General features: G+C 71.4%; 24 protein-coding genes, 1 tRNA gene and 2 pseudogenes. 10 read left to right on the forward strand and 17 right to left on the reverse strand.

The annotated features are described in order from the left end of the window. Positions 1-95: 95 nt before the first annotated feature. The gene (locus ACFWPQ_RS41060; protein ID WP_350776760.1) at positions 96-239 is read right to left on the reverse strand and encodes a hypothetical protein; all 144 of its coding nucleotides are present in this window, start codon (positions 237-239) and stop codon (positions 96-98) included. A 291-nt stretch (positions 240-530) separates the two neighbouring features. Continuing rightward, entirely contained in the window at positions 531-1,304 is a 774-nt protein-coding gene (locus ACFWPQ_RS41065; RefSeq protein ID WP_384046945.1) for a hypothetical protein, read from the reverse strand. Positions 1,305-1,379: 75 nt separating this feature from the next. Here ACFWPQ_RS41065 and ACFWPQ_RS41070 point away from each other — a divergent pair, with 75 nt between their 5' ends. Continuing rightward, positions 1,380-1,922 (forward strand): SMI1/KNR4 family protein, encoded by a 543-nt coding sequence (locus ACFWPQ_RS41070; RefSeq protein WP_384046948.1) that lies wholly within the window; start codon positions 1,380-1,382, stop codon positions 1,920-1,922. A gap of 505 nt (positions 1,923-2,427) precedes the next feature. Here the strand turns inward: ACFWPQ_RS41070 and ACFWPQ_RS41075 are convergent. Together ACFWPQ_RS41075 and ACFWPQ_RS41080 are read right to left on the reverse strand one after the other, a co-directional pair. Next, entirely contained in the window at positions 2,428-3,228 is an 801-nt protein-coding gene (locus ACFWPQ_RS41075) for an FkbM family methyltransferase (RefSeq protein ID WP_384046951.1), read from the reverse strand. A gap of 214 nt (positions 3,229-3,442) precedes the next feature. Beyond that, positions 3,443-3,516, reverse strand: a tRNA-Gly gene (locus tag ACFWPQ_RS41080). A gap of 514 nt (positions 3,517-4,030) precedes the next feature. On the opposite strand from ACFWPQ_RS41080, the gene dcd reads away from it, so the two are divergent. After that, on the forward strand, positions 4,031-4,606 hold the full coding sequence (gene dcd / locus ACFWPQ_RS41085) for a dCTP deaminase (RefSeq protein WP_133023558.1): 576 nt from the start codon (positions 4,031-4,033) through the stop codon (positions 4,604-4,606). 20 nt (positions 4,607-4,626) lie between these two features. Beyond that, positions 4,627-5,133, forward strand: coding sequence for a phosphoribosyltransferase (locus ACFWPQ_RS41090; RefSeq protein WP_384046955.1), 507 nt, complete (start codon positions 4,627-4,629; stop codon positions 5,131-5,133). 97 nt (positions 5,134-5,230) lie between these two features. On the opposite strand, the gene ACFWPQ_RS41095 is transcribed toward ACFWPQ_RS41090, so the two are convergent. The 6 genes from ACFWPQ_RS41095 to ACFWPQ_RS41120 form a co-directional block, all read right to left on the reverse strand. Beyond that, on the reverse strand, positions 5,231-6,265 hold the full coding sequence (locus ACFWPQ_RS41095) for a YIP1 family protein (RefSeq protein WP_384046957.1): 1,035 nt from the start codon (positions 6,263-6,265) through the stop codon (positions 5,231-5,233). Positions 6,266-6,326: 61 nt separating this feature from the next. Further along, on the reverse strand, positions 6,327-7,805 hold the full coding sequence (locus ACFWPQ_RS41100; protein WP_384046959.1) for an FG-GAP and VCBS repeat-containing protein: 1,479 nt from the start codon (positions 7,803-7,805) through the stop codon (positions 6,327-6,329). Positions 7,806-7,868: 63 nt separating this feature from the next. After that, positions 7,869-9,338 (reverse strand): FG-GAP-like repeat-containing protein, encoded by a 1,470-nt coding sequence (locus ACFWPQ_RS41105; RefSeq protein ID WP_384046962.1) that lies wholly within the window; start codon positions 9,336-9,338, stop codon positions 7,869-7,871. 158 nt (positions 9,339-9,496) lie between these two features. Continuing rightward, positions 9,497-10,975 carry an FG-GAP and VCBS repeat-containing protein gene (locus ACFWPQ_RS41110; protein ID WP_384046965.1) on the reverse strand — a complete coding sequence of 493 codons (1,479 nt, stop codon included), beginning with the start codon at positions 10,973-10,975 and terminating at the stop codon, positions 9,497-9,499. Positions 10,976-11,392: 417 nt separating this feature from the next. Then, complete coding sequence (locus ACFWPQ_RS41115; RefSeq protein WP_384047139.1) at positions 11,393-11,671, reverse strand: heme-binding protein; 279 nt, start codon at positions 11,669-11,671, stop codon at positions 11,393-11,395. Between the two features lie 6 nt (positions 11,672-11,677). Further along, on the reverse strand, positions 11,678-12,304 hold the full coding sequence (locus tag ACFWPQ_RS41120; protein WP_384046968.1) for a hypothetical protein: 627 nt from the start codon (positions 12,302-12,304) through the stop codon (positions 11,678-11,680). Positions 12,305-12,549: 245 nt separating this feature from the next. Here ACFWPQ_RS41120 and ACFWPQ_RS41125 point away from each other — a divergent pair, with 245 nt between their 5' ends. Further along, complete coding sequence (locus ACFWPQ_RS41125) at positions 12,550-13,215, forward strand: hypothetical protein (protein ID WP_384046971.1); 666 nt, start codon at positions 12,550-12,552, stop codon at positions 13,213-13,215. Between the two features lie 51 nt (positions 13,216-13,266). Further along, positions 13,267-13,686, forward strand: a complete 420-nt coding sequence (locus tag ACFWPQ_RS41130) for a hypothetical protein (protein ID WP_384046972.1) — start codon at positions 13,267-13,269, stop codon at positions 13,684-13,686. Here the strand turns inward: ACFWPQ_RS41130 and ACFWPQ_RS41135 are convergent. Then, positions 13,623-14,483, reverse strand: a complete 861-nt coding sequence (locus ACFWPQ_RS41135) for an RNA polymerase sigma-70 factor (protein ID WP_384046974.1) — start codon at positions 14,481-14,483, stop codon at positions 13,623-13,625. The genes ACFWPQ_RS41130 and ACFWPQ_RS41135 overlap by 64 nt on opposite strands. Beyond that, positions 14,480-15,058 carry a carboxymuconolactone decarboxylase family protein gene (locus ACFWPQ_RS41140; protein ID WP_384046977.1) on the reverse strand — a complete coding sequence of 193 codons (579 nt, stop codon included), beginning with the start codon at positions 15,056-15,058 and terminating at the stop codon, positions 14,480-14,482. The genes ACFWPQ_RS41135 and ACFWPQ_RS41140 overlap by 4 nt, the downstream gene beginning before the upstream one ends. 120 nt (positions 15,059-15,178) lie before the next feature. Between ACFWPQ_RS41140 and ACFWPQ_RS41145 the strand changes: the two genes are divergently transcribed. Both ACFWPQ_RS41145 and ACFWPQ_RS41150 read left to right on the forward strand, forming a co-directional pair. Beyond that, positions 15,179-15,610, forward strand: a complete 432-nt coding sequence (locus ACFWPQ_RS41145; protein WP_384046980.1) for an HIT family protein — start codon at positions 15,179-15,181, stop codon at positions 15,608-15,610. A 32-nt stretch (positions 15,611-15,642) separates the two neighbouring features. Then, a pseudogene (locus ACFWPQ_RS41150) lies at positions 15,643-15,765 on the forward strand (antibiotic biosynthesis monooxygenase); the annotation flags it as partial. 441 nt (positions 15,766-16,206) lie between these two features. On the opposite strand, the gene ACFWPQ_RS41155 reads toward ACFWPQ_RS41150, so the two are convergent. Further along, positions 16,207-16,731 (reverse strand): hypothetical protein, encoded by a 525-nt coding sequence (locus tag ACFWPQ_RS41155; protein WP_384046983.1) that lies wholly within the window; start codon positions 16,729-16,731, stop codon positions 16,207-16,209. Between the two features lie 240 nt (positions 16,732-16,971). Between ACFWPQ_RS41155 and ACFWPQ_RS41160 the strand changes: the two genes are divergently transcribed. Next, positions 16,972-17,292, forward strand: coding sequence for an antibiotic biosynthesis monooxygenase family protein (locus ACFWPQ_RS41160; RefSeq protein ID WP_384046985.1), 321 nt, complete (start codon positions 16,972-16,974; stop codon positions 17,290-17,292). A 26-nt stretch (positions 17,293-17,318) separates the two neighbouring features. On the opposite strand, the gene ACFWPQ_RS41165 is transcribed toward ACFWPQ_RS41160, so the two are convergent. The 3 genes from ACFWPQ_RS41165 to ACFWPQ_RS41175 all read right to left on the reverse strand — a co-directional run bounded on the left by ACFWPQ_RS41165 (position 17,319) and on the right by ACFWPQ_RS41175 (position 20,161). After that, positions 17,319-18,539: an NAD(P)/FAD-dependent oxidoreductase gene (locus tag ACFWPQ_RS41165; RefSeq protein ID WP_384046988.1), complete on the reverse strand. Its 1,221-nt coding sequence runs from the start codon at positions 18,537-18,539 to the stop codon at positions 17,319-17,321. Positions 18,540-18,651: 112 nt separating this feature from the next. Next, positions 18,652-19,596, reverse strand: a complete 945-nt coding sequence (locus ACFWPQ_RS41170) for an RNA polymerase sigma-70 factor (protein ID WP_384046991.1) — start codon at positions 19,594-19,596, stop codon at positions 18,652-18,654. A gap of 10 nt (positions 19,597-19,606) precedes the next feature. Then, on the reverse strand, positions 19,607-20,161 hold the full coding sequence (locus ACFWPQ_RS41175; protein ID WP_384046994.1) for a hypothetical protein: 555 nt from the start codon (positions 20,159-20,161) through the stop codon (positions 19,607-19,609). 745 nt (positions 20,162-20,906) lie between these two features. Between ACFWPQ_RS41175 and ACFWPQ_RS41180 the strand changes: the two genes are divergently transcribed. Together ACFWPQ_RS41180 and ACFWPQ_RS41185 are read left to right on the forward strand one after the other, a co-directional pair. Further along, positions 20,907-23,036, forward strand: coding sequence for a SpoIIE family protein phosphatase (locus tag ACFWPQ_RS41180; protein ID WP_384046997.1), 2,130 nt, complete (start codon positions 20,907-20,909; stop codon positions 23,034-23,036). Positions 23,037-23,068: 32 nt separating this feature from the next. Then, entirely contained in the window at positions 23,069-23,512 is a 444-nt protein-coding gene (locus ACFWPQ_RS41185; RefSeq protein ID WP_384047000.1) for an HIT family protein, read from the forward strand. Positions 23,513-23,534: 22 nt separating this feature from the next. Here ACFWPQ_RS41185 and ACFWPQ_RS41190 read toward each other — a convergent pair. Further along, positions 23,535-24,569 (reverse strand): annotated as a pseudogene (locus ACFWPQ_RS41190) (hypothetical protein); the annotation flags it as partial.

Raw genomic sequence — 24,569 nt, forward strand, 5'->3', positions numbered from 1 at the left:
AAGCCACGAGACCGACCTGCCTACCGAACTCACCGCATAGCCTCAAAACGAGATCACCGAGTGGCCGTCAATACACCACTCCAGCGGACGTGACCTCAGCGCTTCTTGGTCTTCTTCCGCTGCGGCGGAGTCCACTCGCCTCGGTGCAACTGGCAGCGGGAGTAGCCGATCATCGCCGGCTTCTGGCAGCGTTTGCCGGTCTTGGTCTGGGTCGACCCGCACTTGACCTGCTTGCCCATTCGTCCTCCCCGGTCCGGTCGGTGCGTTCCGTAGCGGACTCATCGTCACCGGGCTGGGGTACTCAACGCCTTGTTCCCGACCCTATTCGGCCGATTCAATATGCTTCATGCCCGAATCATGATGATTCGGTGTTCAAGTTGATCTCCTCCGCGGTCAAAGATCGCTGACACAGGCTCGCCACTGTTCAGACGCCGGCCGCGCGGAACGGGGCTGTGCTCCCTCGGCGAATTCCCGGGCGATCCGGCTCGGAACTCGGGACCGAGCCAGGCGGGTGTCGACAGGTCTCAGGGTCAGGGTGGGCTGACGGGCCACCCGCCAGGGGAGTCCTCGCGCAGCGAACGAGCGACCTCGGAGACGGATCGCGCCTGGCCAGCAGTCAACCGTCGCGCCTCCCAGAGCAGCGCCGCAGCATCCGCGGCCTCCGGAGACGGAGGAGGCGGCACCTCGCGGAGGGAAATGCCTGTGAGTAGAGCTAGTTCGCGGACGTCGATCCCCAGCAGGGCAGCGAAATCCGTCACCAAGCGCGGGGTCAGCTCGTTGCGCCCGGAGGCAATCACGCCGTAGGTGGCCGCCGACAGGTAGGTGGGCGTCACAAACGCAAGCACCCTCGCCATGCCCATCCAGTTCAGGTTGCGGTACTGGAGCATGCTGATGACCCAGGCGCCCGGACCGCCGGTGAGGGGAACCGGCGGCTTCGGGGCGAAGCTGAAACGCCGTTCCTCCTGCGGAAGCGAGCGGATCAACTTCAGAAGTTCACAGCGTCCCGCTGCGGGGAGGCGCACCGCATCCGTCACCGTGCTCACCGCCCATTGCGCGGCCGTGGCCTCCAGCGGCGCCAGGTCCTCCGGGACCGCCCGCCCCGAGAGGATGAACAGATCGACGGCTTGGAAGCCCAGTGCAGGCGCAAGCCGCCGGAGCAGAACCTCTGTGGGAGTCTCCCCCGCGAGCACCGCCCGGACCTCGTCTGCGGTCAACCCGGCGCGTTCGGTCAGCTCCTGCGCCGTGAGCTTTCTGTGGTCCAGCAACCACGCCAACATCGCGCCGAACCCGGGGTGCTCCGTCATGCCCGCAGACTAGCCAGCGGATCCGGGGTGAGGCGGCCGCGATGGGCTGTCAGCCCCTTGTGCCAGCATGCGGCCGTGACAGACACACGTGATCAGCGTCCCGGCGAGACCACGCTCGGCTTCCTGCGCTCCGTGTTCCCGCCGGAGTGGCGCGAGCCGGCGCTCGGGCAGGAAGCCGTCGCGGAGTGGGAGCAGGAGAACGGGGTGGCCCTGCCGGAGCCGTACCGGACCTTCATCGCGGAGGTCAGCAACGGATCGAGCCTGGGCCCGGCCGGCGACGGCGGTCTCCAGCCGCTCGGCCGGCTGCCCGACACGTGGCCCGACCTCGGCCCGCGACAGCCAGGGCACCCGTTCCCCCTGGAGGCGGCCTGGCTCTGGGAGGACGACGAGAGCGTCGGCCCCGAGGCCCCGCGGATCGACGCCGCGTTCAACAAAGGGTCCGTTGTTCTCGGAGCCGAGGACGGGCAGTCCTTCTGGCTCCTGCTGACCACCGGCCCCCGGCCGCGGCGAGGTGTGGATGATCACCGACGTCGGCACCGTCCCGGCCCCGGCGACCAGGCGTGGGGCTTCGAGGAGTGGGTGCGGCGTTGGCACACCGGCGACGACTGGTGGGACTGACCGCTCCGACGTGCAGGGCCGTAGGCCGCCGACCGTTCGAATCCCTGGTGTCACCCAGAGCGGTGACCATCGGCTGCCCGTTCGCAGTTTCTGAGGAGCGCTTCTCGGCGCATATGGACTGCCGGCCTCCTGAGCGGCGCCTGGTCGGAGATGCGCCGTTGCATGAGCAGACGGATCGGCTGATGCCCAGCGGCGGGCGAGCAGTCCGCGCTCCGAGTGGGAAGCGGGTTGCCGTCCTGGTGCGGAGGACACGGAGGACGGCTGACCGGTCTCGGTGGACAAACGGGCGGTCACCCCACGGCATCACCGCTGCGTAGCCGAGGTCGAGACCGTCCGATCGCGGAGCGGGTCTGCCGGTCGTCGGGGTGGCTCGGGGGTGCCGTGGGCCGAGCTCCTGCCGTGGTCCTCCCGGAGCAGCGTGGATCCCCCCGTGAGTGCCCGCCCGGCGGGGGAGACCGGCAAATGCGACGACCACCGAGTGCCGGGTTCCGGGTGCCGCACGCGGTCAGGGCCTGATCGCGAACACCATGCCTATGTCGCCGGCCTGCTGGACCGGGTTCTGCTCGGTGCTGACTGTGAAGCCGTGTGTGAGGAGGGTCGCGCAGACCGTGTCGCGGTTCTGCCGCCAGCGCTCCACCTCCACCACGACCTGGCGGACCAGCGGCCAGTGCCGTTCCTCGATGCCCCTGAGTACCTCGAGTTCGGCGCCTTCCACATCGATCTTGAGCAGGTCGATGCGGTCGATGCCCTGCTCCTCGATCGCCGATGACAGGGGCCGGACCTTCACCCGGTGCGTCTCAAGGCGCCGCATCACCCGCAGCTTGCGGCCGACGAGAACGGTGAGAATGGGGAGGGGTACGCGGCGCAGGACCGGTCCCAGGCCGCCCTGACTGATCAATTCGACAATGCTGGCGGTGACCCGGCGCCGCTCAGCCTCGATGTTCCCCTGATCTCGCGAGGAAGAAGAGAAGATCGTGGCGGCCGGAACGTAGCTGAAATCGAGCTCGTCCTCGCGAGACGCCAAGCCGTAAGGGAGCGGGGTCAGGCGCCCGTTGAAGAAGTCGCGAGCGTTGCGCTCAAGTGTCGCGTGGAGTGGGGGCAACGGCTCGAAGGCATAAATCCGCACGTCCCCGTCCAGCCGTTCGTACACGGTCGCCGAGAACACGCCGATGTTGGCGCCCACGTCGAGTACCGTCGCGCCCGGCGTGCACACGATGCCGTGGGTGAAGTAGCCGCCCACCTCCTCGCGCAGGAAGGACACCTCCCAAGGATTGATGCTGTGCAGTTCCATCACATTCATGGCCATGACAAAGTCACTATCAGCACTGGGACGGCAATCCAACCCGTGCGGTTCACTTCGGCCGATTCCCTCGCCTGGCAGTGCGGCCTTGCCGGCCGCGGGCGCCGGCTACCGAACACCCGCCACGAGGTTCGTCCGGCGCCCCCTCGGCGGAGCGACTGCGGCCCGGCCGGGGCGTCACAACAGACCCCCGGGCTGTCATCAGCCCGGGGGTTCGTGGTGGAGCGGGTGACGAGAATCGAACTCGCGCTCTCAGCTTGGGAAGCTGATGTTCTACCATTAAACTACACCCGCGTAAGACGCCGACGGAGTCGGTGTCCGAACGCTCGCTCACTGTACCCCATGCCGGACCCCCGGCGCTGTGACCGTGGGGTCCGTGCGTGTTCCACGGGGTGGGATCCGGCTGCGCGGGGCGGGAGTTGGGGCGTACGGTGGAGGTGTGGGAGAGGGGCCCGGCAGGCCGGAGTGCCGCCTGGAGAGCCGTCCCTTTGATCCCGTAATGTGGCTTTCCGTCGTCACGGCAGTAAGCCCGACGCGGCTCCTGGGGAAGGGACTCAAGGGACTTGATGGAACACACCGTCGTCCGCTGTGCCGAAGGGCACGTGTTCAACACCGCTTCGTTCCCGATGCAGCAGGCCGAGCGGCTCGGCCCCGGTCGGCTCGTGCGGTGTCCTAAGTGCGCCCGGCTGCGCAGCGTCGTACCGGTCGCTCTCGAGAAGCGGTAGCGGCAGAGGAGAACAGCGGTAACGGAGGCGCGTGGACTCGTCATGGTTTTCGCGGGTCCGCGCGCCTTGCGTATCCTCGGGGCGTGCTTCTCTCAGACAAGGACATCCGGGCCGAGATCGACGCCGGGCGGGTACGGATCGATCCCTACGACGAATCCATGGTGCAGCCGTCGAGCATCGACGTGCGGCTGGACCGCTTCTTCCGGGTGTTCGAGAACCACCGGTACCCGCACATCGACCCCTCCGTCGAGCAGCCGGACCTCACCCGGCTCGTGGAGCCCGAGGGCGACGAGCCCTTCATCCTCCACCCCGGTGAGTTCGTCCTCGCCTCGACGTACGAGGTCATCTCGCTGCCCGACGATCTCGCGTCCAGGCTGGAGGGGAAGTCCTCGCTCGGGCGTCTCGGGCTCGTCACGCACTCCACCGCCGGGTTCATCGACCCCGGGTTCAGCGGGCACGTGACCCTCGAGCTGTCCAATCTCGCGACCCTCCCCATCAAGCTGTGGCCGGGCATGAAGATCGGGCAGCTGTGCATGTTCCGACTCTCCTCCCCCGCCGAGCACTCCTACGGCAGTGAGCGCTACGGCTCCCGCTACCAGGGGCAGCGCGGGCCCACCGCCTCCCGCTCCTACCTCAATTTCCATCGGACGCAGGTGTGAGGGACCAGGAGGGGCCAGGGATGAGCAGCGGCAGCGACACCCGGGAGAACCTGAGCTACGAGCGGTTCGGCGTCGCCGTCCGCGAGCTCGCCCAGACCATTGCTGATGACGGGTACGAGCCGGACATAGTGCTGAGCATCGCCCGTGGCGGGGTGTTCGTCGCCGGCGGGCTCGCCTACGCCCTCGACTGCAAGAACCTGCATCTGGTGAACGTGGAGTTCTACACGGGGGTGGGGACCACCCTGGAGATGCCGGTCATGCTCGCCCCCGTCCCCAACGTCGTCGACTTCAGCGAGAAGAAGGTCCTGATCACGGACGACGTCGCCGACACCGGCAAGACGCTGAAGCTGGTCCGCGACTTCTGCCTCGACCACGTGGCCGAGGTCCGGTCCGCCGTGATCTATGAGAAGTCCCACTCGCTCGTGAAATGCGAGTACGTGTGGAAGCGCACCGACGACTGGATCAACTTCCCGTGGAGCGTCGAGCCGCCCGTGGTGAGGTGGGCCGGGCAGGTTCTGGACGCCTGAGGCGCGCGGCAAAGCAGGGCGCGCGGCAAAGCAGGAAGGCCCCCGGCGGAGTCGCCGGGGGCCCTTCTCGTGGGTGATGTGGAGGCTGGGGCGTCCGCTAGAACGTGCCCAGCTTCACGATCGACAGGAGGGCGATCAGCTGGATCGCCGACGCGCCCAGGGCCTTCGGCCAGGGCAGGTCGTGGGACTTGGAGACCATCAGGGTGAGGAGGGCGCCCGCCGCGACCCAGGTGGCCCAGCCGAGGATCTGGACGAAGCCGGCGTCGCCGCCGAAGAACATGGCGAAGAGGAGGCGGGGGGCGTCCGTGATCGACATGATCAGCATGGAGAGGCCGACCGTCGGCTGCCAGGCCCCGTCGCCGCCCAGCTGGCGGGCCAGGGTGTGGGTCACCACGCCCAGGATGAAGGACGAGAGGACCATCGCTATCGCCGTCACGAGGACGATCGGGACCGCGTTGGTGAGGGTCGCGTTGATCGCGTCCGCGCGGGCGCCGTCGAAACCGAAGACGGCGAGCAGGCCGTAGAGGAACGTCACGATGAGGGCGGGGGCCCACATCGCGTAGTCCCGCATCTGGAGGAACGTCTGGTTCGGGGCGAGGACGATCCCCTTCAGCAGGTCCTTCCAGTGCAGGCGCGGGCCGATCGGGCCGGACGGCGCCGCCGACCCGGCGTGGTAGGTCGCGCCCTGCGTGTAGGCGCCGGCCTCGTCGACCGAGAAGGCCTGGGTGTGGCCCGGCTGGTTCGCCGCGTACGGGTCGGGACCGCCGGCGCCGTATCCGCCGCCGTAGCCGTTGTCGTCGCCGAAGTACTCCGGGCCGTCGCCGCCGGCGGCCTGGCCCGGGTAGCCGCCGCGCGTCTGCGCCTGCGGCCAGCCGGAGCCACCGCCTTGCTGCGGGTACGGCTGCGGGGCCGACGGGTACCCGTACGACGGTCCCGCCGGCTGCCCGCCGAAGCTCTGGGGCGGTGCCTGCTGCCCGTACGCGGGTTGTTGCGGTCGCGCTTGCGGGGCGCGGTCGTCCCGGCCGCCGCGTCGGTTCCTGAATCCAGCCACGTCATCGAACGTACCTGGTCCCGGAGATCCGTGTGGCGGGCTCGGGCACCCGAGCCCGCCATTGCGGCAGAGCTGTGACATCCCCTAAGGGACCCTCAGGGGCGCTGAGGGGACCCCTCAGGGGAGCGCCGATCGCCGGCGCTCACTGCCCGAACAGGGAACCCAGCTGCGCCGACGTCCCCGACACGCCCACCGCCGCCGCGTGGAAGGACACCGCGCCGGTCGCCGTCGGGCCCGCGGCGGAGCCGGGCAGGGTCCACACCGCGCCCTGTCCGCCGTTCTCGTGCCGGGCGCCGACCGCCAGGTCGGCCCGGCCGTCGCCGTCGAGGTCGGCCAGGTGGACGGCGCTGCCCCAGAAGTCGTCGGCCTCGTTGAGGTCGGGGACACCGGGGGTGTTCTGGGTCCAGCGGGTCGCACCCTGGCCGGTCAGGCCGGCCGCGGAACCGCGCAGCAGGGTGACCGTGCCGGTCTGCGGGGCCGTGGTGACCGTCTCGTAGGGCGTGCCGACCGCGACGTCGTCGTAGCCGTCGCCGTCGGCGTCACCGACGGCGAGCGAGTCGCCGAACGAGCTGGTGCCCTGGGCCCGGGTGGCGCCGGGGACGCCCGGGCTGTCCTGGGTGATCGCCGCCTGCGGGGTGGGGCTGATGCCGTGCGGGCCGCCGAGGTATGCGATGACCTCGCCGGGTCCGACCTGTGAGCCGTGGACCAGGACGGTGGCGGTGATGACGTCGTCGTAGCCGTCGCCGTTGACGTCGCCGGCGACGACCGGCTGCCGGCCTCCGGTGTCCAGCGTCCGCTGGGTCCTCGGCCGGGAGGCCGCGCCCAGGTACACGACCTGGCCGTCGAAGGGTTCGTCGGACTGTCCCACGATCGTCCCGCTGACGACGAGGTCGTCGACGCCGTTGCCGTTGATGTCGCCGGCGGCCAGGGACCGGACGCCGTAGGAGTCGCCGGTGCGGAACGAGGGCACCACCCAGGTGCGGGACGCCGCCCCTGCGGTCTTGGTGAAGCCGCCCCGGAAGATCTGCACGTCGGCGCCGGTGCTGCCGACGGCCAGGTCGGCCCGGCCGTCCGCAGTGAAGTCGCCGATCGCCAGGGACATGCCGAAGCGGGTGTGGGAGGAGCGGGCCGGGTCGGCGATGATCCGGCCTCCGGTCAGGCCCTTCTTGCTCCCCCAGACGATCGTCACCGACCCGGCTCCGCCGTCCTCGCCCCGGGACCCGACGACCAGGTCGGCGTAGCCGTCCCGGTTCAGGTCGCCGAAGGCGAGCGCCGAGCCGAACTCGTCGCCCTTCTCGGCGGTGCCCGGGACGGACGCCGAGTTCTGGGTGACGACCGTGCGGTTCGACGCCTTGACGCCGGCCCCGGAGCCGTAGGTGACGACCACCGCGCCGGCGTCCGTCCTGCCGCCGACCGTGGCGCCCGGCGCGGCGGTGGCGAGGTCGCGGTAGCCGTCGCCGTTGAAGTCACCGGCCAGGCCGGAGGAGGTGGAGGGGGCGGCCGAGGCGGTGGCCGCGGGCAGGGCGGTGAGGAGACCCGTGGTGAGGGCCGTGGCGAGCAGCAGGGTGGTGCGCTTGGTCATGGATGTCCCCCGTGAGGTGGTGAGGTGACGCGACGTCATGGGATGCGTCTCCTTGGCGGGGCTGCGTCAGCCTGTGAGGCCGCGTGAGCCTGTGAGGCCGCGTCAGCCTGTGAGGCCGGTGCCGAACGCGCCGTACGTGCGGGAGAGCCCGAAGGTGCCCGGGCCGAAGGACTTGGAGCCCGTGGCGGTGATGCCGGAGGCGCTGCCGCGCAGGGCGGTGACCGCGCCGACTCCCTCGTCCTCGAAGGAGGCCCCGACGGTCAGGTCCGCCTTGCCGTCCTTGGTGACGTCCGAGAGCACCAGGTCCGAGCCGAAGTAGTCCATGTCCTCGGCGGTGCCGGGGACACCGGCGGTGTTCTGGGAGATCGTCCGGGCGCCGGTGCGGGAGACGCCGTCGGCCGCGCCGTTCATCAGGACGACGAGTCCGGTGTCCTCGGCCGCGCCGATGTCCTTGAAGACGACACCGATGGCGAGGTCGCCATACCCGTCGCCGTTGGTGTCCCCGATGGAGACGGCGCCGCCGAAGCCGTCGCCCTCCTTGTCGGTGCCGGGGACGCCGGTGGCGGACTGGGTGAGCTCGGCCATGGGGGCGTCGCCGTTGACCGGGCCGCCCCTGCTGCCGCGGATGACGACGACCTGGCCGCCGAGGGTGCCGGTGTGGTCGTCCTCCTTCGCGAAGACGTTGCCGATGGCGATCTCGTCGTAGCCGTCGCCGTTGATGTCGCCCAGGGCGAGGGAGGTGCCGCCGTTCAGCGGGCGCGGCTGGGTCGCGACCACGCCGCCCGACGCACCGAGGTAGGCGGCGCCCTTCGACCAGCTGCCCGAGGGGTCCGAGGTGAGCGCGGTGCGGTAGGTGAGGACGAGGTCGGCCTTCTTGTCGCCGTTGGTGTCGCCCGCGGCGAGCGCGTCGATGCCGAACTCCGCCTTGTCCGGCGTGGGGACCTTCTGGGTGCCGCCGGTGGTGCCGGACTTGGTGAAGCCGCCCTTGACGATGTAGGCGTACGACGCGGCCGTGCCGGACGCCAGGTCGGCCTTGCCGTCGCCGTTGAAGTCACCGGCGGCCAGCGCCGAGCCCCAGGCCTCGTGCTTGGCGGCCGAGGGGTCCTTGACCGTCGTGCCGTTCTTCAGGCCGTTCGCCGAACCCCACAGGATCGTGACCGAACCGCCTTCGCTGTCAGTGCCGTTGTCCTCGCCGGGCGCGCCGACGGCGAGGTCGGTGTAGCCGTCCTTGTTGAAGTCGGCCGCGGCGAGCGCGTCGCCGAAGAAGTCCTCGGTCTCGGCGGTGCCGGGGACACCGGCGGTGTTCTGGCTGACGATCGTGCGCTTGGCGGGGTTGAGTCCGGAGGCGCTGCCGTAGACCACGGCGACGTACCCGGCCATGCTCTTGCCGCCGACCTTGGCGTAGGGGGCGGCGAAGGCGACGTCGCCGTAGCCGTCGTGGTTGAAGTCGGCCTTGTAGGCATGAGCGGCGGCGGCGGACGCGACGGGGGCCGAGAGGGTCAGCAGACCGCCGGTCAGCGCTGCGGCGGTGACCGTCGCGAGGGCGAGGCGGTGGCGGCTGTGTCCGTTCATGGGCAGGGAGCTCCTGAGGTCGTCGTCATCGGTGACGTCGGGCGGGCCCGCCGGTCCTACGACCGCCGGTACCGACGACCGCCGGTACCGGCGACCCCGGTCCTACGACCGGCGGGCCTGCCCGAACGCCTGGTGGAAGAGGTCTGTTGACCTGTGGGTCAGTCGGCGAAGACGGCGCCGAGCTGCGGCACGCCGGTCGTGGAGACGCCCAGCTTGCTCGCGGCGAGCGTCCGGGAACCGGTCGTGGTGATCTTCGAGCCGTTGGACGGCAGGTAGGTCACCGCGCCGTCGCCGCCGTTCTCGTACGAGCCGACGACCAGGTCGGCCTTGCCGTCGCCGGTGACGTCGTCGAGCTTGACGTCGACGCCGAAGAGGTCGTTCTTCTCGTCGTCGCCGGGGACGCCGGCCGTGCTCTGCGCGAAGGACTGCGCGCCGGAGGCGAGGTTGATCCCGGTCTGCGAGCCGTAGAGGACGGTCACCTGGCCGGTGTTGGCGTTGCTGCCGATGTCCTCGTACGGGGAGCCGACGACCAGGTCGGCGTAGCCGTCCCCGTTGACGTCGCCGAGGTCGATCTCCCAGCCGAAGTTGTCGCCCTTCTCGGAGGTGCCGGGGACGTTGCCGGTGTTCTGGTTGAACATGGTCACCTTGGCCGGGCCGGAGGCGCTGCCGTAGGTGATGGCCACCCTGCCGCCGTTGGCGGAGTCCGGGAAGACGGTCCCGCCGCTGCTGGCGTCCCAGGAGGCGCCGCTGACGATGTCGCCGAAGCCGTCGCCGTTGATGTCGCCGACGCCGGTGACGATGCCGCTCTTCAGCGTCTTGGCGCCGGTGACGGTCAGGCCCGTGGACGTGCCCGGCAGCCAGTAGTTGGTGTTCCAGTGGTCGCTGGTCTTCGTCTCGTACCCGTCGACGATCAGGTCGGTACGGCCGTCGCCGTTGACGTCACCGGCGGTGAGCTTCATCGGGCCGTACGGGTAGTCGCTGGTACCCGGCTGGATCGGCGGCTTGACGGTGTACCGGCCGCCGGGGGTGCCGCTGCCGGAGAAGCCGCCCTTGAACACCCACAGGGTGGCGGCGGAGCTGCCGACGGCGAGGTCGGCCTTGCCGTCGCCGTCGAAGTCACCGGCGGCGAGCTGCAGCCCCCAGTAGTCGTGGCCGCTCGGCGACGGGTCCTTGATGTCGACGCCCTTGCCGGTGAGGCCGCTCTTGGAGCCCCACAGGAGGGTGACGGTACCGCCGTCGGTGTCGGTGCCGACCTTCTCCGACGGGGAGCCGACGGCGAGGTCGTCGTAACCGTCGGCGTTGAAGTCGGCGTATGCCAGGGCCTCGCCGAAGCTGTCGCCGGCCTCGGCGGTGCCGGGGACGCCGGCGGTGTTCTGGCTGATGGTGGTGCGCTTGGCGGTGGTGACGCCCGAGGCGGAGCCGTAGAGGGCGATGACCTGGCCGGCGCCCTTGTGGCCGTTGACGTAGGCGGTGGTCGCCGAGGTGGCGATGTCGCCGATGCCGTCACCGTTGAAGTCGGCGTGCGCGACCTTGACGGAGTCCGCGGCCGACGCCGAGGCGGCCGAGAACGAGAGCAGACCGCCCGTCAGCGCGGCCGCGGTGGCCGTCGCGAGGGCGAGTCGCGGGAACGTGTGCATGCGGGTCGTCTCCTGCGGCATGCGGGGGCCGTCCGCACCCGGCGGACGGCCGGAGTCAGTGTTGTCCGGCGAACTGGAGACCCGCGTCAGGGAGTAAGGGTTGTACATGAGTTCGGTGAATTCTGGGGGGCTGCTGTGACGCACACGGACCTCGGTCGCCGCGGGTGCGGGACGCCCCCCCCGCGACAGGTGCGTCGCCGCACCACCGGCCTCGGTTGTACGGCGGACTGGGGTGAGGTGGGGGGAGTTGGGGCGGGGTGGGGGGAGTTGGGGCGAGGTGCCGCCCTGACGGCGAAGCGGCGCCGTTGCGGGGTGCGGCATCACGCGCGGACGCCGCCCGGCCGGTTTCGGGTCGGGCGGCGTCCGCGCTGTCGGTGCGTCAGGAGACGGCCTTTGCGTCAGGAGACGGTCCTAGCGTCAGGAGATGGCCTTGACGCCGTCGGCGGCGCAGGAGGCGTCGATGTCGCCGCTGGGGGCTCCGGAGACGCCTATGCCGGCGACGACGCTGCCGCCGAGGGAGACGGGCAGACCCCCGGGGAGGATGTTGAAGCCGGGGATGGAGACAGCTCCGGGGTTGGTCTTCGCGGCCTCCTGGAGCGTGGCGGTGGGCATCTGGAAGCCGACGGCGGCGACGGCCTTGCCGAGGCTCACCTGCGCGGTGGCGCCGGTGGCGGTGTCGGCGCGCTGCTGGGTGATGACGACTTATCGGTAGCAGACCTCGGCCGGACTGCCCGGGTCGCGGAGGTCGCGGAGGACAACGCGGCCCGGCCCCCGGGGATCACGGCAGTGCGGGCCGTGCAGGTCCAGTGAACCGAGGTCGTCGGCGAGTGCCGCCCCGGCCCCCGCATGTTCCTGGTCCAGCTCGAAAGCCACCCGCGTTCCCGCACCGGCCGGAGCATCGAACTCCCGGGGTTCCTCGATGGGGCGGAGCCCGGCAAGCTCCTGCCGGAAGCCGTGTCCCCCGCGCCACACCTCGATCACGGTGCGCGCACTGAGCGCTGCCGCCGCGGCGCTGTTCCACCGGTCGGGGCCGAGCAGCGAGCCGTAGTAACCCAGCTGCGGCCGGTCCTGTGCGTCCAGGGCGTCGGCCTGGTCATCGGCGACCCAGAACCTCAGATCACCGTGGACTTCCGCTTCGACCCGCGGGGTGTGTGCCGGTGCGACACGGGTCGCCGGATGCAGGGCGTGCCCCAGCACGGCGCACAGCACCCGGGTCGCCAACTCCGGACTGCCCCGGCCGACCCCGAAGTACATGCTCGGTGTCGCACGCACATGCAGATCGAACTCGACGACCTGGATGTCGGCCGCGCTGTACGTCTTCTCCGCCACAGATGCACGCTACTTTCCGGCCCGGCCGTCATCCAGAGGCGGTTCCGCAGCAGGGGAGACCTGAAAAGCAGATAAGGCGGATATGGCGAACATGGCGGATAAGGCCATGGGCTCGGCGTCCTCGCCCACCGTCCAGGCGCACGGCCTGTGGAAGCATTCCGTGTGGGCCTGGGACAGGGGGACAGTTGGCTGTTGACGGAGACGAGACGACTGCGAGAGCTGCGGGGAGCGCCGCGCAGGGGTTCATGGCACTGCCGGGGCGCACGGAGGACGGGAGGCAGCTGTTCCTGAAGTGCCTGGCGGACGTGATCCGGGTTCTGAGCCTCGATGTCGCCCCCGAGCCGGACGCCGGTGATGAACGGCAGTGGTCGCACCAAGTGCGCGGTGCCCTGCGCAAGGCATGCCGCCAGGAGCCGGTGCTGCCCGAGGCGTCCTTCGGCGTCCTCATGAAGGCGGCGGTCCATGACCCGGACCCCAGCTTCAACCGCCAGTTCGTCGAGCCGGCTCTGCATGCCTTCGGATACCGACGCGTCCGCTCAGCGCTGCTGGACTGTCTCCGGACGGGAACCGACCAGGAGCGGGCAGGCGCTGCGCGGGCCTGGTACTGGTCGGCGCTGCCGCTTCGTCCCTCCGGAGTCAGCGCAGAAGGCTCGGACATCGGAGGCCAGGCAGAGGCCGCAGAGGTCGACGACAGGTCTGTCCTGGCGAGTGAGTGGAACGAGGCTGCGCTCCGGGAGTTCGTGCGGAACGAGCACCTCGACGTTCGACGCTGCATTCTCCCCGGACTGCCGCTCCGGAAGTCGGCGTACCCGCCTGAGCTGCATGACGTCGTGGAGGCGGCGGTGATGATCGCCCGATCACATCCGGACGAGTACATCCGTCACCGTGTCGAGCACCAGGTCCGTGGTTGACGAGCCGTTGTGAGCCGCGGCTAGGACCTGGGCGAGGACCGGGTCGCCGAGGTGTGGAGCGGTCGGCCGCCGGCCGATGTCCGGCTCACCCGCCAGGTGCACGCGGACATCGCGCGGCACCCGCTGCGGTTCACCGCCCCGGAGATCCTCGACGCCGAGGAGTACGAGGGCGTCCTGGTGACGTACGAACGCAGGCTGCCCGGCGCCTCGTTGCGGGCCGACTCCGCGCAGGTGGACGACGACCGTCCAGGGCGACGACCGTCCGCGTCGCCGAGGGACCCGCAACAGGAGCACCGAGGTACTCCCGGCAGCGCGGCTCCGAGTGGTTGCGCCGGTGCCGGTACCCGGCTGATGCCGCAGCGGGCGGGTGTGCCGGGCACGTACTGCCCGGCACACCCGCCCGCCCACTACCTGGTGAGATCGGTCGGACTGTCGAGTCGTGCCAGCTTCTGCGGGTTGGACGTCGCGTAGATCCGGGTGATGCGCCCGCTCTCGACCAGGAGGCTGACCGCGGCGCGTCCGCCGTCGGATTCGATCCGGATCGCGGGGGCACCGTTGAGCCACACCAGCATGGTCTCGGACTCGCCCCGTTCCGTGCCGGCGAGCATCGTTGCCACGAGTTCCGCCCCGTGGACGGGGGCCAGGGCGGCGGCCGTGAGCCCGCCTCCGTCAGCGATGAGGATCACGTCCGGAGCCATGGTCTCCACAAGGTCCTGGATGCGACCGGTGTGCAGCGCGGCGAGGAACCGGTCCATCACCGCCTTGTGCTCCATCGGGCTGACGCTGACGCGTGGTTGGCGGGCGGCGACGTGGTTCCGGGCCCGCCGGGCGATCTGCCGAACCGCGGCGGGGGTCCTGCCCACTGCCTCGGCCACCTCGTCATGCGGCGTGTCGAAGACCTCACGGAGCACGAACACCGCACGTTCCACCGGTCCGAGCGTCTCCAGGACGGTCAGCATGGCGATGGAGACGCTTTCCGCGAGTTCGACGTCGTCGGCGACGTCGGGGTGGGTCAGCAGGGGTTCCGGCAGCCACTCGCCCACATAATCCTCGCGACGGCGTGAGAGTGTGCGTACGCGGTTGAGTGCCTGCCGGGTTACGGCCCGGACGAGGTACGCCCGCGGGTCGTGGACCTGTGTCCGGTCGACGCCGGCCCACCGCAGCCAGGTCTCCTGGACCACGTCCTCCGCGTCGGCCGCGGAGCCGAGCATCTCGTAGGCGACGGTGAACAGCAGACTGCGGTGGGCGACGAACGAGTCGTCGGTCATGCCGTGGTCCCTGCGCGGGCCGGCGCCGGGCGCCTGGCCAGCGGGATCTCGCAGGCGTCGGAGAAGCCCTGCGAGGTGACCCCGTTCGCCACGTTCGCCCTGGTCGCCAGGTTGACGTAGGCGATGAACGCGGTGAGCTCCACCATCGCCGGTGCTCCGAGCCGCTCCAGAAGTGCGGCGTACTGCTCGTCGGTGACGGTCGGCGGTGTGTTCGTCATCGCCTCGGCGTACCCCATGACGTCGCGCTCCAGCGCCGTGAACACGTCCGCCTCCCGCCAGCGCGGCACCTGGCTCGCCCTGGCCAGGTCCAGGTTCTGGTTGTGGGCCTGGAAATAGCCGACGTCCAGGCACCAGCTGCACCCGACCTGCGACGCGACGGCCATGTGCGCGAACGACTTCAGGCCCGGGTCCGCCGCGTCCCAGGCACCCACCTTGGCACCGAACTCCAGGTTGTCCTGGGCCACCCGGGGGCTGTGCCACAGCACCTCGACGTTCTCGGGCAGGACGCCCAGCTGTTCGATCATGTTCTCCTTGAGCTCGGCCGGAAGCTCGGTCTTCGGCAGGCGCAGCGTCATGATGTCTCTCCTCGCACACATCCCTGTGGGTTGTCCGGCATGAAGACACCGCCCGGCCCGCGCATGTGACAGCCACCGCCACCCGGGCCTGCGTTCGCGGCCCGTGACAGGGTTGGCCGCGTGGACTGCGTCTTCTGCCAACTCATCCATGAAGGCACCGCATGCTGGGTAGCACGCGAGGCCGAGGCCTGTGCCTTCATCCCGTTGAACCCGCTCGCGCCTGGGCACACACTGGTCGTCCCCACCAGCCACTTCACGGACGTGTTCGAGTGCCCGCCCGATGTCCTGACGGCGTCGATGACACTGGTCCAGCGCGTGGCAGCAGCCATGCGCACCGCCCTGAACGCCTCGGGCGTCAATATCCTGAGCGCCAGCGGACCGGGGTCGGAACAGTCCGTTCCCCACCTGCACTTCCACGTCGTTCCTCGGTGGGTGGACGACGGGATCTCGACGTGGCCGACCGGGCGGTCACGCCGCTGCCTCATCGGCGATCCAGCCACGCAACTGGCCGCCGCACTCGACCGTGACCACGAGGCGCATCACAGAAGTTGAGCCGGAGCCCGAACTCGCACGAACAAGGCCACCTGGTCGCTCACACCCTCCTGGCCCCCGCCGAGCAGCGGGAGACGCTGGAGAAGCGGTTGGCTTCGCGGGCGCATGCCGTGGAGAACTCGGACGGATTCGAGTGGTCCGAGCTGCTGCGGCCGCGACGGCTGCGCTGATGTACCCCCAGGGTCCGCGGGGAACGGCCGCTGGGTCGTCGACCCAGGAACCCCGGCATCCATGCAGGAGAGCTCCGCATTCGGCTCTCCGGCTTCGGCACGGTCGAGCATCCACCGCTCCTGGCACCGCCCGGTGCCTCCGAGGCCTCACCGGGCCCCATGCCGAACCCCAGCGGCCCGACGCTCACGAACGGATCCAGAGTCCGTTGCCGCCGTTCGTTCGTCATCCGCATCCGCATCCGCATCCGCCGGCACATGCCATCACGTGACCATGGCCACCGAGGCCACGGCAGTGTCCCGAAAGCATGGTCACCCTCAGCACCATGCGCCGGACACACGTCCTGGTACTCCAGCTGCAGATCGCGATCCGCACCCCCGGGCGGCTTGTCGCCCGGGGGTGGATGGCCTGGGCGGGGGCAGGATCGGTCAGCGGTCGAGGTCGATCGTGAAGCGCCTCTTGCCCGTACCGATCGTGTCGGCGTGGACCGAGCCGCGCGCCCGGTCGAACATCCCGGTGCCGCCGGTGATCGCGTTGTCGAACGAAGGGGGAGGGATCGTCGGGAGGCCACCGGTGAGGATGCCGAAGACCATCCCCTGTACGGAGAGCTGGCCGCCCGGGAGCTTGTAGGTCACGGCACACTCCTCCGCTCCACCGTTCTCGACCGTGGTGGTGGTGGTGCAGGTACCGTCGGTTTCGCCGACCTGGTATTTGTCGTCCTTGTCGAACAGGAGCGAGCGGAAGACGGTCCGGTCGCCCTGGGCGGCGCTGCCACCGGGGTTGACGGGGAAGCGCGTCTGCTGGACGAGGTGGCCGATGAGCGTGATGACGTGGTGTCCGCCCTTGGTACGGGCGGCATCGGTGTCCGTCGCGGCGCCCGCGCCAGGGGCGCAGGCGAGAAGCGTGACCAGCGCAGTGGCCGTGCCGAGACAGGTTGCCCTGATGGGGCGCATCGTGCGGCTCCTGAGATCGGTGTTCATGGATGGTCAGGTGCCGCATTCATAACCTCGGCTCCGCCGCCGCCCGGAACGTCCCGGCGCGACCCACCGTCAGATCCGACCGGTCGGACCAACCCCGGACGAGAGACGGCCGGCCGACTGCGTAATCCGAAGATCACGATCCACGGTCACGATCCACAGCGGGAGTACTGGTCGCTCACGCCCTCCTGATCACCCTTGCGGCAGGATGAGGGCATGAGCGTAGTCAAGATCAACGTACTGACCGTGCCGGACGAGCAGCGGGAGACGCTGGAGAAGCGGTTCGCCTCGCGGGCGCATGCCGTGGAGAACTCGGACGGGTTCGAGTGGTTCGAGCTGCTGCGGCCGGTCGAGGGGACCGAGCAGTACCTGGTGTACACGCGCTGGAAGGACGAGGAGTCCTTCCAGGCGTGGATGGAGGGGCCGATGAAGGCCGCGCACCAGGGGGGTGCGGAGGGTGAGCGGCCGAAGCCGGCGGCTTCCGGTTCGACCCTGTGGTCCTTCGAGGTGGTGCAGTCGGCAGGGCCCAAGGGCTGACCGGAGGCCCTGCCGGCGGGGTGTGGTCAGGCCGGGGTCCTGGTCGGGAGCGGGGTGTCCGCCTGCGCCGGGGCCGGTTGTGGGACGACGCGGCGGCGCCGGGCCGGGAGGCCGAGCGTCGGGTGGGCGACGGCCCAGGCCGCGCCCTTGCAGATCAGTTCCTTGTAGAGGGCGGCGGTCCGGCCCGTCAGGGCCGCCCGTACGGCGCGGTCGTCGGCCGTGACGTACTGGATCAGGCCCTCCCCGCGGCCCAGCGAGACGCACTGGTTGAAATAGCGCAACGGGGTGTTCGGGAGCTTTCCGCCGGTCAGGCGGGCCGCGATGGAGTCGGCGGCCTGCCAGGCCATCGGGAGGCCCGAGGCGCAGGACATGCGCAGCGGATTTCCGGCCGGGCCGGTCGCCATGGCCGCGTCGCCGATGGCGTACACGTCCGGGTGCGAGACCGAGCGCATGGTCCGGTCGACGACGATCCGGCCGGCGGCCGTGACCTCCAGGGCGGTGGCCCGGGAGATCGGGTGGACGGCGAAGCCGGCGGTCCACAGGGTGACGGCGGCCGGGACGACCGTGTCCTCGGCCGTGGTGACGTGGCCGGGCGCGACGGCGGTGACGGCGGTGTGCTCGTGCACGGTGATGCCGAGCCCGTCCAGGACCTTCCGCAGGTGCCGGCGGCCCTTCGGCGAGAGCCAGTCGCCGAGGGCGCCGCGGGCGGCCAGGGCGACGTCGAGGTCCGGGCGGGCCTCGGCGATCTCGGTCACGGCCTCCAGACCGGTGAGGCCGCCGCCGACCACGACGACGGGCTCCCCGGCCGCCAGACCGGCGAGGCGCTCGCGCAGCCGGAGCGCTCCGGTGCGGCTCGCGATCTGGTCGGCGTGCTCGGCGGCACCGGGGACGCCCTGGTCGTTCCAGGCGCTGCCGAGGGCGTACACGAGGGTGTCGTACTCCAGTTCCAGGCCGTGGTCCCCGTCGGGGCCGTCCACCTCGGCGGTGACCGTCTTCCGGTCGACGTCCACGGCGGTGACCCTCGCGAGCCTCAGCTCCACGCCGGTCCCGTCGAACATCTCGGCGAAGGGCCGGGGCCTGAGCTCCTGGCCGGTCGCCAGCTGATGCATCCGGACGCGCTCGACGAAGTCGGGTTCGGCGTTGACGAGGGTGATGGCGACGTCTTCGCGGTGCAGCCGCCGGGCGAGGCGGCCGGCGGCGACGGCTCCGGCGTATCCGGCGCCGAGGACGACGATGCGGTGCTGCATGTCCGTGCTCCTGTCATCCAGCTCTTCAGCGGGTCGCCCCCTGAACCGGGCGGCCCGCCGTTTCCTGACAGAAGGGCGGTGTGAAGCGGCTCACATCAGAGCCCGCATCAGGTCAGAAGAGGCGGAGCAGCGGGGCGCCGTGGTCGGTCGCCGCCCACTGCCTCGTCGCGCGCTCCAGCTTGTCCGGGTTGACCTGGTTGCGGAACGCGGCGATGCCCTCGGTGGTGATCTCCAGGCACATCACACCGAAGACCCGGCCGCCGACGACCACCAGCAGGGCGGGGCCGCCGTTGGCGGTCGTGGCGTACAGCTCGACGGAGCCGCCGGCCAGGGCCCGCTGGGCCGGGCCCTGCTTGAACAGGCCCCGCATGAACTTCGCGACCGCGAGGGCACCCTCGAACGCCCTGGCCGCGGCCGGGACCTTCCCGCCGCCGTCACCGACCGCGACGGCGTCCTCGGTGAGCAGCCGGACCAGCGGCTCGGTCCGGCCGCTGGTGGCCGCCGCGAGGAACTCCTCGATGATGCGCCGGGCGGCGGCCTCGTCGACCGCCGTGCGGGCCCTGCCCTCCGCGACGTGTTTCCTGGCCCGGTGCAGGATCTGCTGGCTGGCGGCCTCGGTGAGGTCGAGGATCCGGGCGATCTCCCGGTGCGGGTAGTCGAAGGCCTCCCGCAGCACGTACACCGCGCGCTCGGCCGGGGTGAGGCGCTCCAGCAGGACCAGGACGGCGTACGACACCGACTCGCGCCGTTCCGCGGTGTCGGCGGGGCCGAGCATCGGGTCGCCGGCGAGCAGCGGCTCGGGCAGCCACTGGCCCACGTAGGTCTCGCGCCGGGCACGGGCCGAGGTGAGCTGGTTGAGGCAGAGGTTGGTGAGGACCTTCGTCAGCCAGGCCTCGGGGACCTCGATGCGGCCGGTGTCGGCGGCCTGCCAGCGCAGATACGTCTCCTGCACGGCGTCCTCGGCCTCGCTCGCGGAGCCGAGGAGCCGGTAGGCGATGGCGGCCAGGCGCGGCCTGGCCGCCTCGAACCGGTCCACGTCGGTCACGGTCAGCGCCATGGGCCGGATCCTAGTCCTGGCGGTCGGCGGCGGCCCGACCGCGGTGGCGGTGGGAGCGGTAGTAGGTGACGGTGTCCGTCGTCGAGTAGTTGCCGTGGTCGACGTCGAGGACCGCGACCACCGCGATGTCGCCGTTCGTCGTGTCCCGCAGGCAGAAGGTGCGGCCGGGCGGGGCGTCGCGGAAGTGCAGGAGGTCTTCGGCGGGATGGTGGACGGCCCTGGCGGCGCACTGCGCGGCGGTCGGCGCCGCCTTGCCGGACACGACGTACACGTCGGTGAGCGGCTGGATCTCGAAGGCGCCGTCACCGTCGTGGCCCGAGTTGGTGCTGATGCTCCACTCGGTCTCCTCGGAGCCGGACACACCGGCGCGCAGGTCGAAGTAGTAGTGGTAGTCCTTCAGGAACAGCCTCCGGTGGGCGTACACCCGCGTGTAGCTCTCCGAGGCCGGGGTGGACGAAGAGGCCGAGGAAGCCGTGCCGGCATGGCCGTGGTCCGGTGCCAGCGCCTCGTAGACGATCCCGCTCGCCGTGGCCGCGACGGCCACCGCCACCACGGCGGTGGTCACCCGGTCCCGGGCCCGTAATCGACGTCCCCGAGCGGACGGCTCCGGCGTACGCACGGAAGGGTCCCCGTCCGGGCCGCCCGACGGGTCCCTGGACGGCGGGGGGTCGGAAGGGTCTCCGGGGGCCGGGGGGTCGGAAGGGTCTCCGGAGGACGGGGGGTCGGAAGGGTCCGGGGACGGCGGAGGGTCGGACGGGTCTCCCCTCGGGTCGCCGCCCTGGGCGGCCGGCGGCTCTGTGGGCGGGACGGCCTGGTCGGCCCAGGGCGACACCGCCTTGTCCACCGCCCCGGACGCCGCCACGGCGAAGGCGATGGCGATCGCCCACCGGTCGGCCGAGTCATGGGACGTCCACAGCCCCGTCAGCGCGTACGCCCCGGCCAGCGCCGTGCCGAACGTCCCCAACGTCACAAGGAGTAGAACCGCTCTCCGGCGCCCTGCGCTCACGTCCGCTCCCCCTGCCCCTCACGGCCCACCCAGCTTGACATGGAACCGACATGCCGGGGAGGGGTGATACCGGGCATCCGCCCGCCCTCGCCGGACGACGGTTAGGCGACCCGGACGGTCGGGCGACCCGGACGGTCGGGGCGATCCGGGCGGTCGGGGCGACCCAGGCGGTCGGGCGACCCAGGTCGCTGTTGCCGAGGGAAGTTGTGCACATATTGTCGTGAATAGGCGGTATGCACCTCCCCAGGAGGACGCCCGCGTACGAGGTGTGCCTCCCACCGCACACGACCGGAGGGCGAACGTCATGCGGCTCCGTGCCCGGCCCGGGAGTGATCTCCCGGTCGACGACGCCCTGGGCGCGGCGCTGGCCGACATGGTGCGCCGGACGGGCGCGGCGATCGGCGGCCTGTACCTCGTCGAGGAGCCCGCCGCGCTGCTGCGCCTGGTGGCGCTGTGCGGACTGCCCGTCGACTTCACCGCGCCCTGGCAGCGGCTGCCGCTGACCGCACCGGTCCCGGTGGCCGACGCGATCGCGGAGGACCGCCTGGTCTGGATCGGCTGCCAGGACGAGATGGCGCGCCGCTACCCGCGGGCGGCGGCCGTCCTGCCGTACCCCTTCGCGCTCGCCGCGGTCCCGGTGCGCGGGGCGCGCCGCCGGTGGGGCGGGGTGGTGCTGATGTGGCCCGCCGACCACCCCTCCCGGGCCACCACCCGCGAACGCCACCACATCACCGCGAGCGCCCGCCGGCTGGCCCGGCTCCTGGACGACTCCCCGGTGCCGCCCGCTCTCCCCGACCGGCCGCGTGTCGTGGCCGTGGACTCGCTGCACCACCCGGCCCAGACCGCACTGGCCGCGGTCGACTACCTCGACCGGATCCCGGAGGGCGCCCTGGCCCTGGACCTGGAGGGCAGGATCACGTTCATGTCCGCCCCGGCCGCACGGCTGCTCGGCCGGGACGCCGACCGGCTGCTCGGCACGCGGCCGTGGCAGTCGCTGCCGTGGCTGGACGACCTGAGGTACGAGGAGCGGTACCGCCTGGCGGTCGTCAGCCGGGCGCCGGTCGCCTTCAGCGCACTCCGCCCGCCGGACCACTGGCTGACCTTCCACCTCCACCCGGACGCCAGCGGCATCAGCGTGCGCATCACCGCCGGTGCGGAGACGGCGGCCGGGGCGAGCGGGCGAGCGGAGCCCGCGCCGACCACGCCGGGACGCCTCTATCAGCTGATCCACCTGGCGGCCGCGCTCACGGAGACGGTGACCACCCGGGACCTCGTCGCACTCATGGCGGACAACGTCCTGCCCGCGTTCGGCGCCCAGGGGCTCGTGATCAGCATCGCCGAGACGGGCCGGCTCCGGATCGCCGGAATACACGGCTACTCCGCCGAAGCCGCCGAACGCCTCGACGCCCTCCCCCTCGACACCGGCGTCACCCCGGTCGGCCAGGTCATGGCGAGCGGTGTCCCCGCCTTCTTCTCCAGCCCGGCCGAGCTGACCGCCGTCTACCCCCGGGCACCCCAGGTCAGCGGGAAACAGGCGTGGGCCTTCCTGCCCCTGATCATCTCGGGGCGTCCGGTGGGCTGTTGCGTGCTCTCCTACGACCACCCCCACACCTTCACCGCCGACGAACGCGCCGTCCTCACCCCACTGGCCGGTCTGCTCGCCCAGGCCCTGGACCGGGCCCGCCTCTACGACACCCAGCACCACCTCGTCCACCAGCTCCAGCAGGCGCTGCTGCCGCGCAGCCTCCCCGCCCTGCCCGGTCTCGACGTGGCCGTCCGCTATCTGCCGGCCGGGCACGGCATCGACGTCGGCGGCGACTTCTACGACCTGCTGCGCCTGGACGACACCTGCGCGGCCGCCGTCATCGGCGACGTCGAGGGCCACAGCATGGCCGCGGCCGCCCTGATGGGCCAGGTCCGCACCGCCATCCACGCCCACGCCACGGCCGGAGCCACCCCGGACCAGGTCATCGCCCGCACCAACCGGCTGCTCGCCGACCTGACCCCCGACCTCCTGGTGACCTGCCTCTACGTCCACCTCGACCTGGCCCGCCAGGAGCTCACCCTGGCCGGCGCCGGCCACGTACCGCCGCTGCTGCGCCCGGCGGCCGGCCGGGCCCACCCCCTCTACCTCGACCCCGGGCCGCCGCTCGGCGTCGACGCCTGCGCCCGCTACCCCGTCACCCGCGGCGCACTCCCGGCGGGCGCCGTGCTCGCCCTCTACACCGACGGCCTCGTCGAACGCCCCGGGACCGACGTCGACCGCGCCACCGCCGACCTCGCCGAACACCTCGCGCACGCCGACGCCGACGACCTGGAGCGCCTCATCGACAGCCTCGTGCACCAGGCCTGGCCGGCCGGCGGCCACACCGACGACCTCGCCGTGCTCCTGCTGCGGACCGGGCGCCCGCGATCGTCGCGCGAGATCCGCTGACGGCCGCTCGGGACGCGGGGGATACTCACCGCATGCCGACGCTCTTTTCCCGGATCCTCGCCGGAGAACTGCCCGCCCGGTTCGTCTGGCAGGACCCCGAGGTCGCCGCGTTCCTCAGCATCGCCCCGCTGACCCCGGGGCACACCCTGGTGGTGCCCCGGCGGGAGGTGGACCAGTGGACGGACGCGGACGGCGAACTGCTGGCCCGCTGCGTCACGGTGGCCCAGGCGATCGGCCGTGGGGTGCGGCGCGCCTGGGACGCGCCCCGGGCCGGTCTGGTCATCGCGGGCTTCGAGGTGCCGCACCTGCACATCCATGTCGCACCCGCCTGGGGCATGGCCGAACTCGACTTCTCCCGGGCCCGGTTGGAGAAGGACGAGGCCGCGCTTGACGAGGCCGCGGCACGGCTGCGCACCGCGCTGCGCGAGCTCGGGTTCGCCGAACACGTCGAGCAGGCGGCGGCGTCCGGAGACTGACCCGGCCGGCCCCGTGGACCCGTCAGCGGGGGTGGGCCGTGAAGACGTCGTGCAGGACGTCCATGTAGGCGCCGTGGCCGCTGGCGCTGGCCCAGTCCGTGGCGGACTCGGCGGCCGTGCCCTCGCCCCATTCGTTGTAGGTGACGAGCAGTTGGAAGGGCGCGCCGGAGGTGGCGACGGTCGTGGCGTCCCGGCGGAAGCGGTCGAGGTCGCGGGGGACGACGGGCTTGTCGGCGTCGTACTTGTAGAAGCCCGGCGAGAGGATCGCCGAGTAGCCCTGCTGGAGGTCCAGGCCGGACGCGTACTGGTGCCAGCCCTGCGGCTGGTTCGCGCAGGTGCGGTAGCCGCCGAACACCTTCAGGACGACGTAGTAGCCGGCGGTGCGGTTGGCCTCGGTCCACCGGTCGACCATGGCGCAGCCGTCGTCGCCCGCCGCGTACACGAAGATCACCGGCTTGCCGTCGACGTGCAGCCAGGTCTTCTGGTCGGAGTACTTGCGCAGGTACACGAGGTCGCTGTGGATCCGGGACACGGACGGGTTCCCGTACGCCTCGTTCTCGTAGTACGTCGTCCAGGAGAAGCCCAGCCTGGCGCCCTCGGACATGAGCAACGGCATCCGCTTGTCCTCGCGCTTGCCGGCGCCCCACCAGGAGGCGATGCCGGCCTGGAGGCCGCCGTACTGCATGTCCTTGATCTGCCGGTCGACGGTGGCGGGGTCGTCCTGGTCGTAGTCGGCCGCGGACGCGGTGTACTGGCTGCCGCCGTCGGTGTGCGGGTTCTTGTCGTACCAGGGGTAGTAGAAGGCGGCGCGGACCGGGAGCTTCGTGTCGACGGTCGTGGGGGCCGGGGCCGCCGCCTTGGCCGTCGGCTTCTTGGTGGCGTGCGGACTCGCCGTCGCGGACGGCGACTTCGACGCGGTCGACGGCGACGGCGGCGGCGGCGGCGAGACGGACGGGGGTGCGGAGTGGGCGGTGGGCGACGGGGAGAGCGCGGCGGCCGTGGGGTCCGTCGGGTGGCCGGAGGCCGCGGCCGGGGAGTCCGCGGCGAGGGTGTATCC

The organism is Streptomyces sp. NPDC058464, assembly GCF_042721035.1.
Taxonomy (GTDB): domain Bacteria; phylum Actinomycetota; class Actinomycetes; order Streptomycetales; family Streptomycetaceae; genus Streptomyces.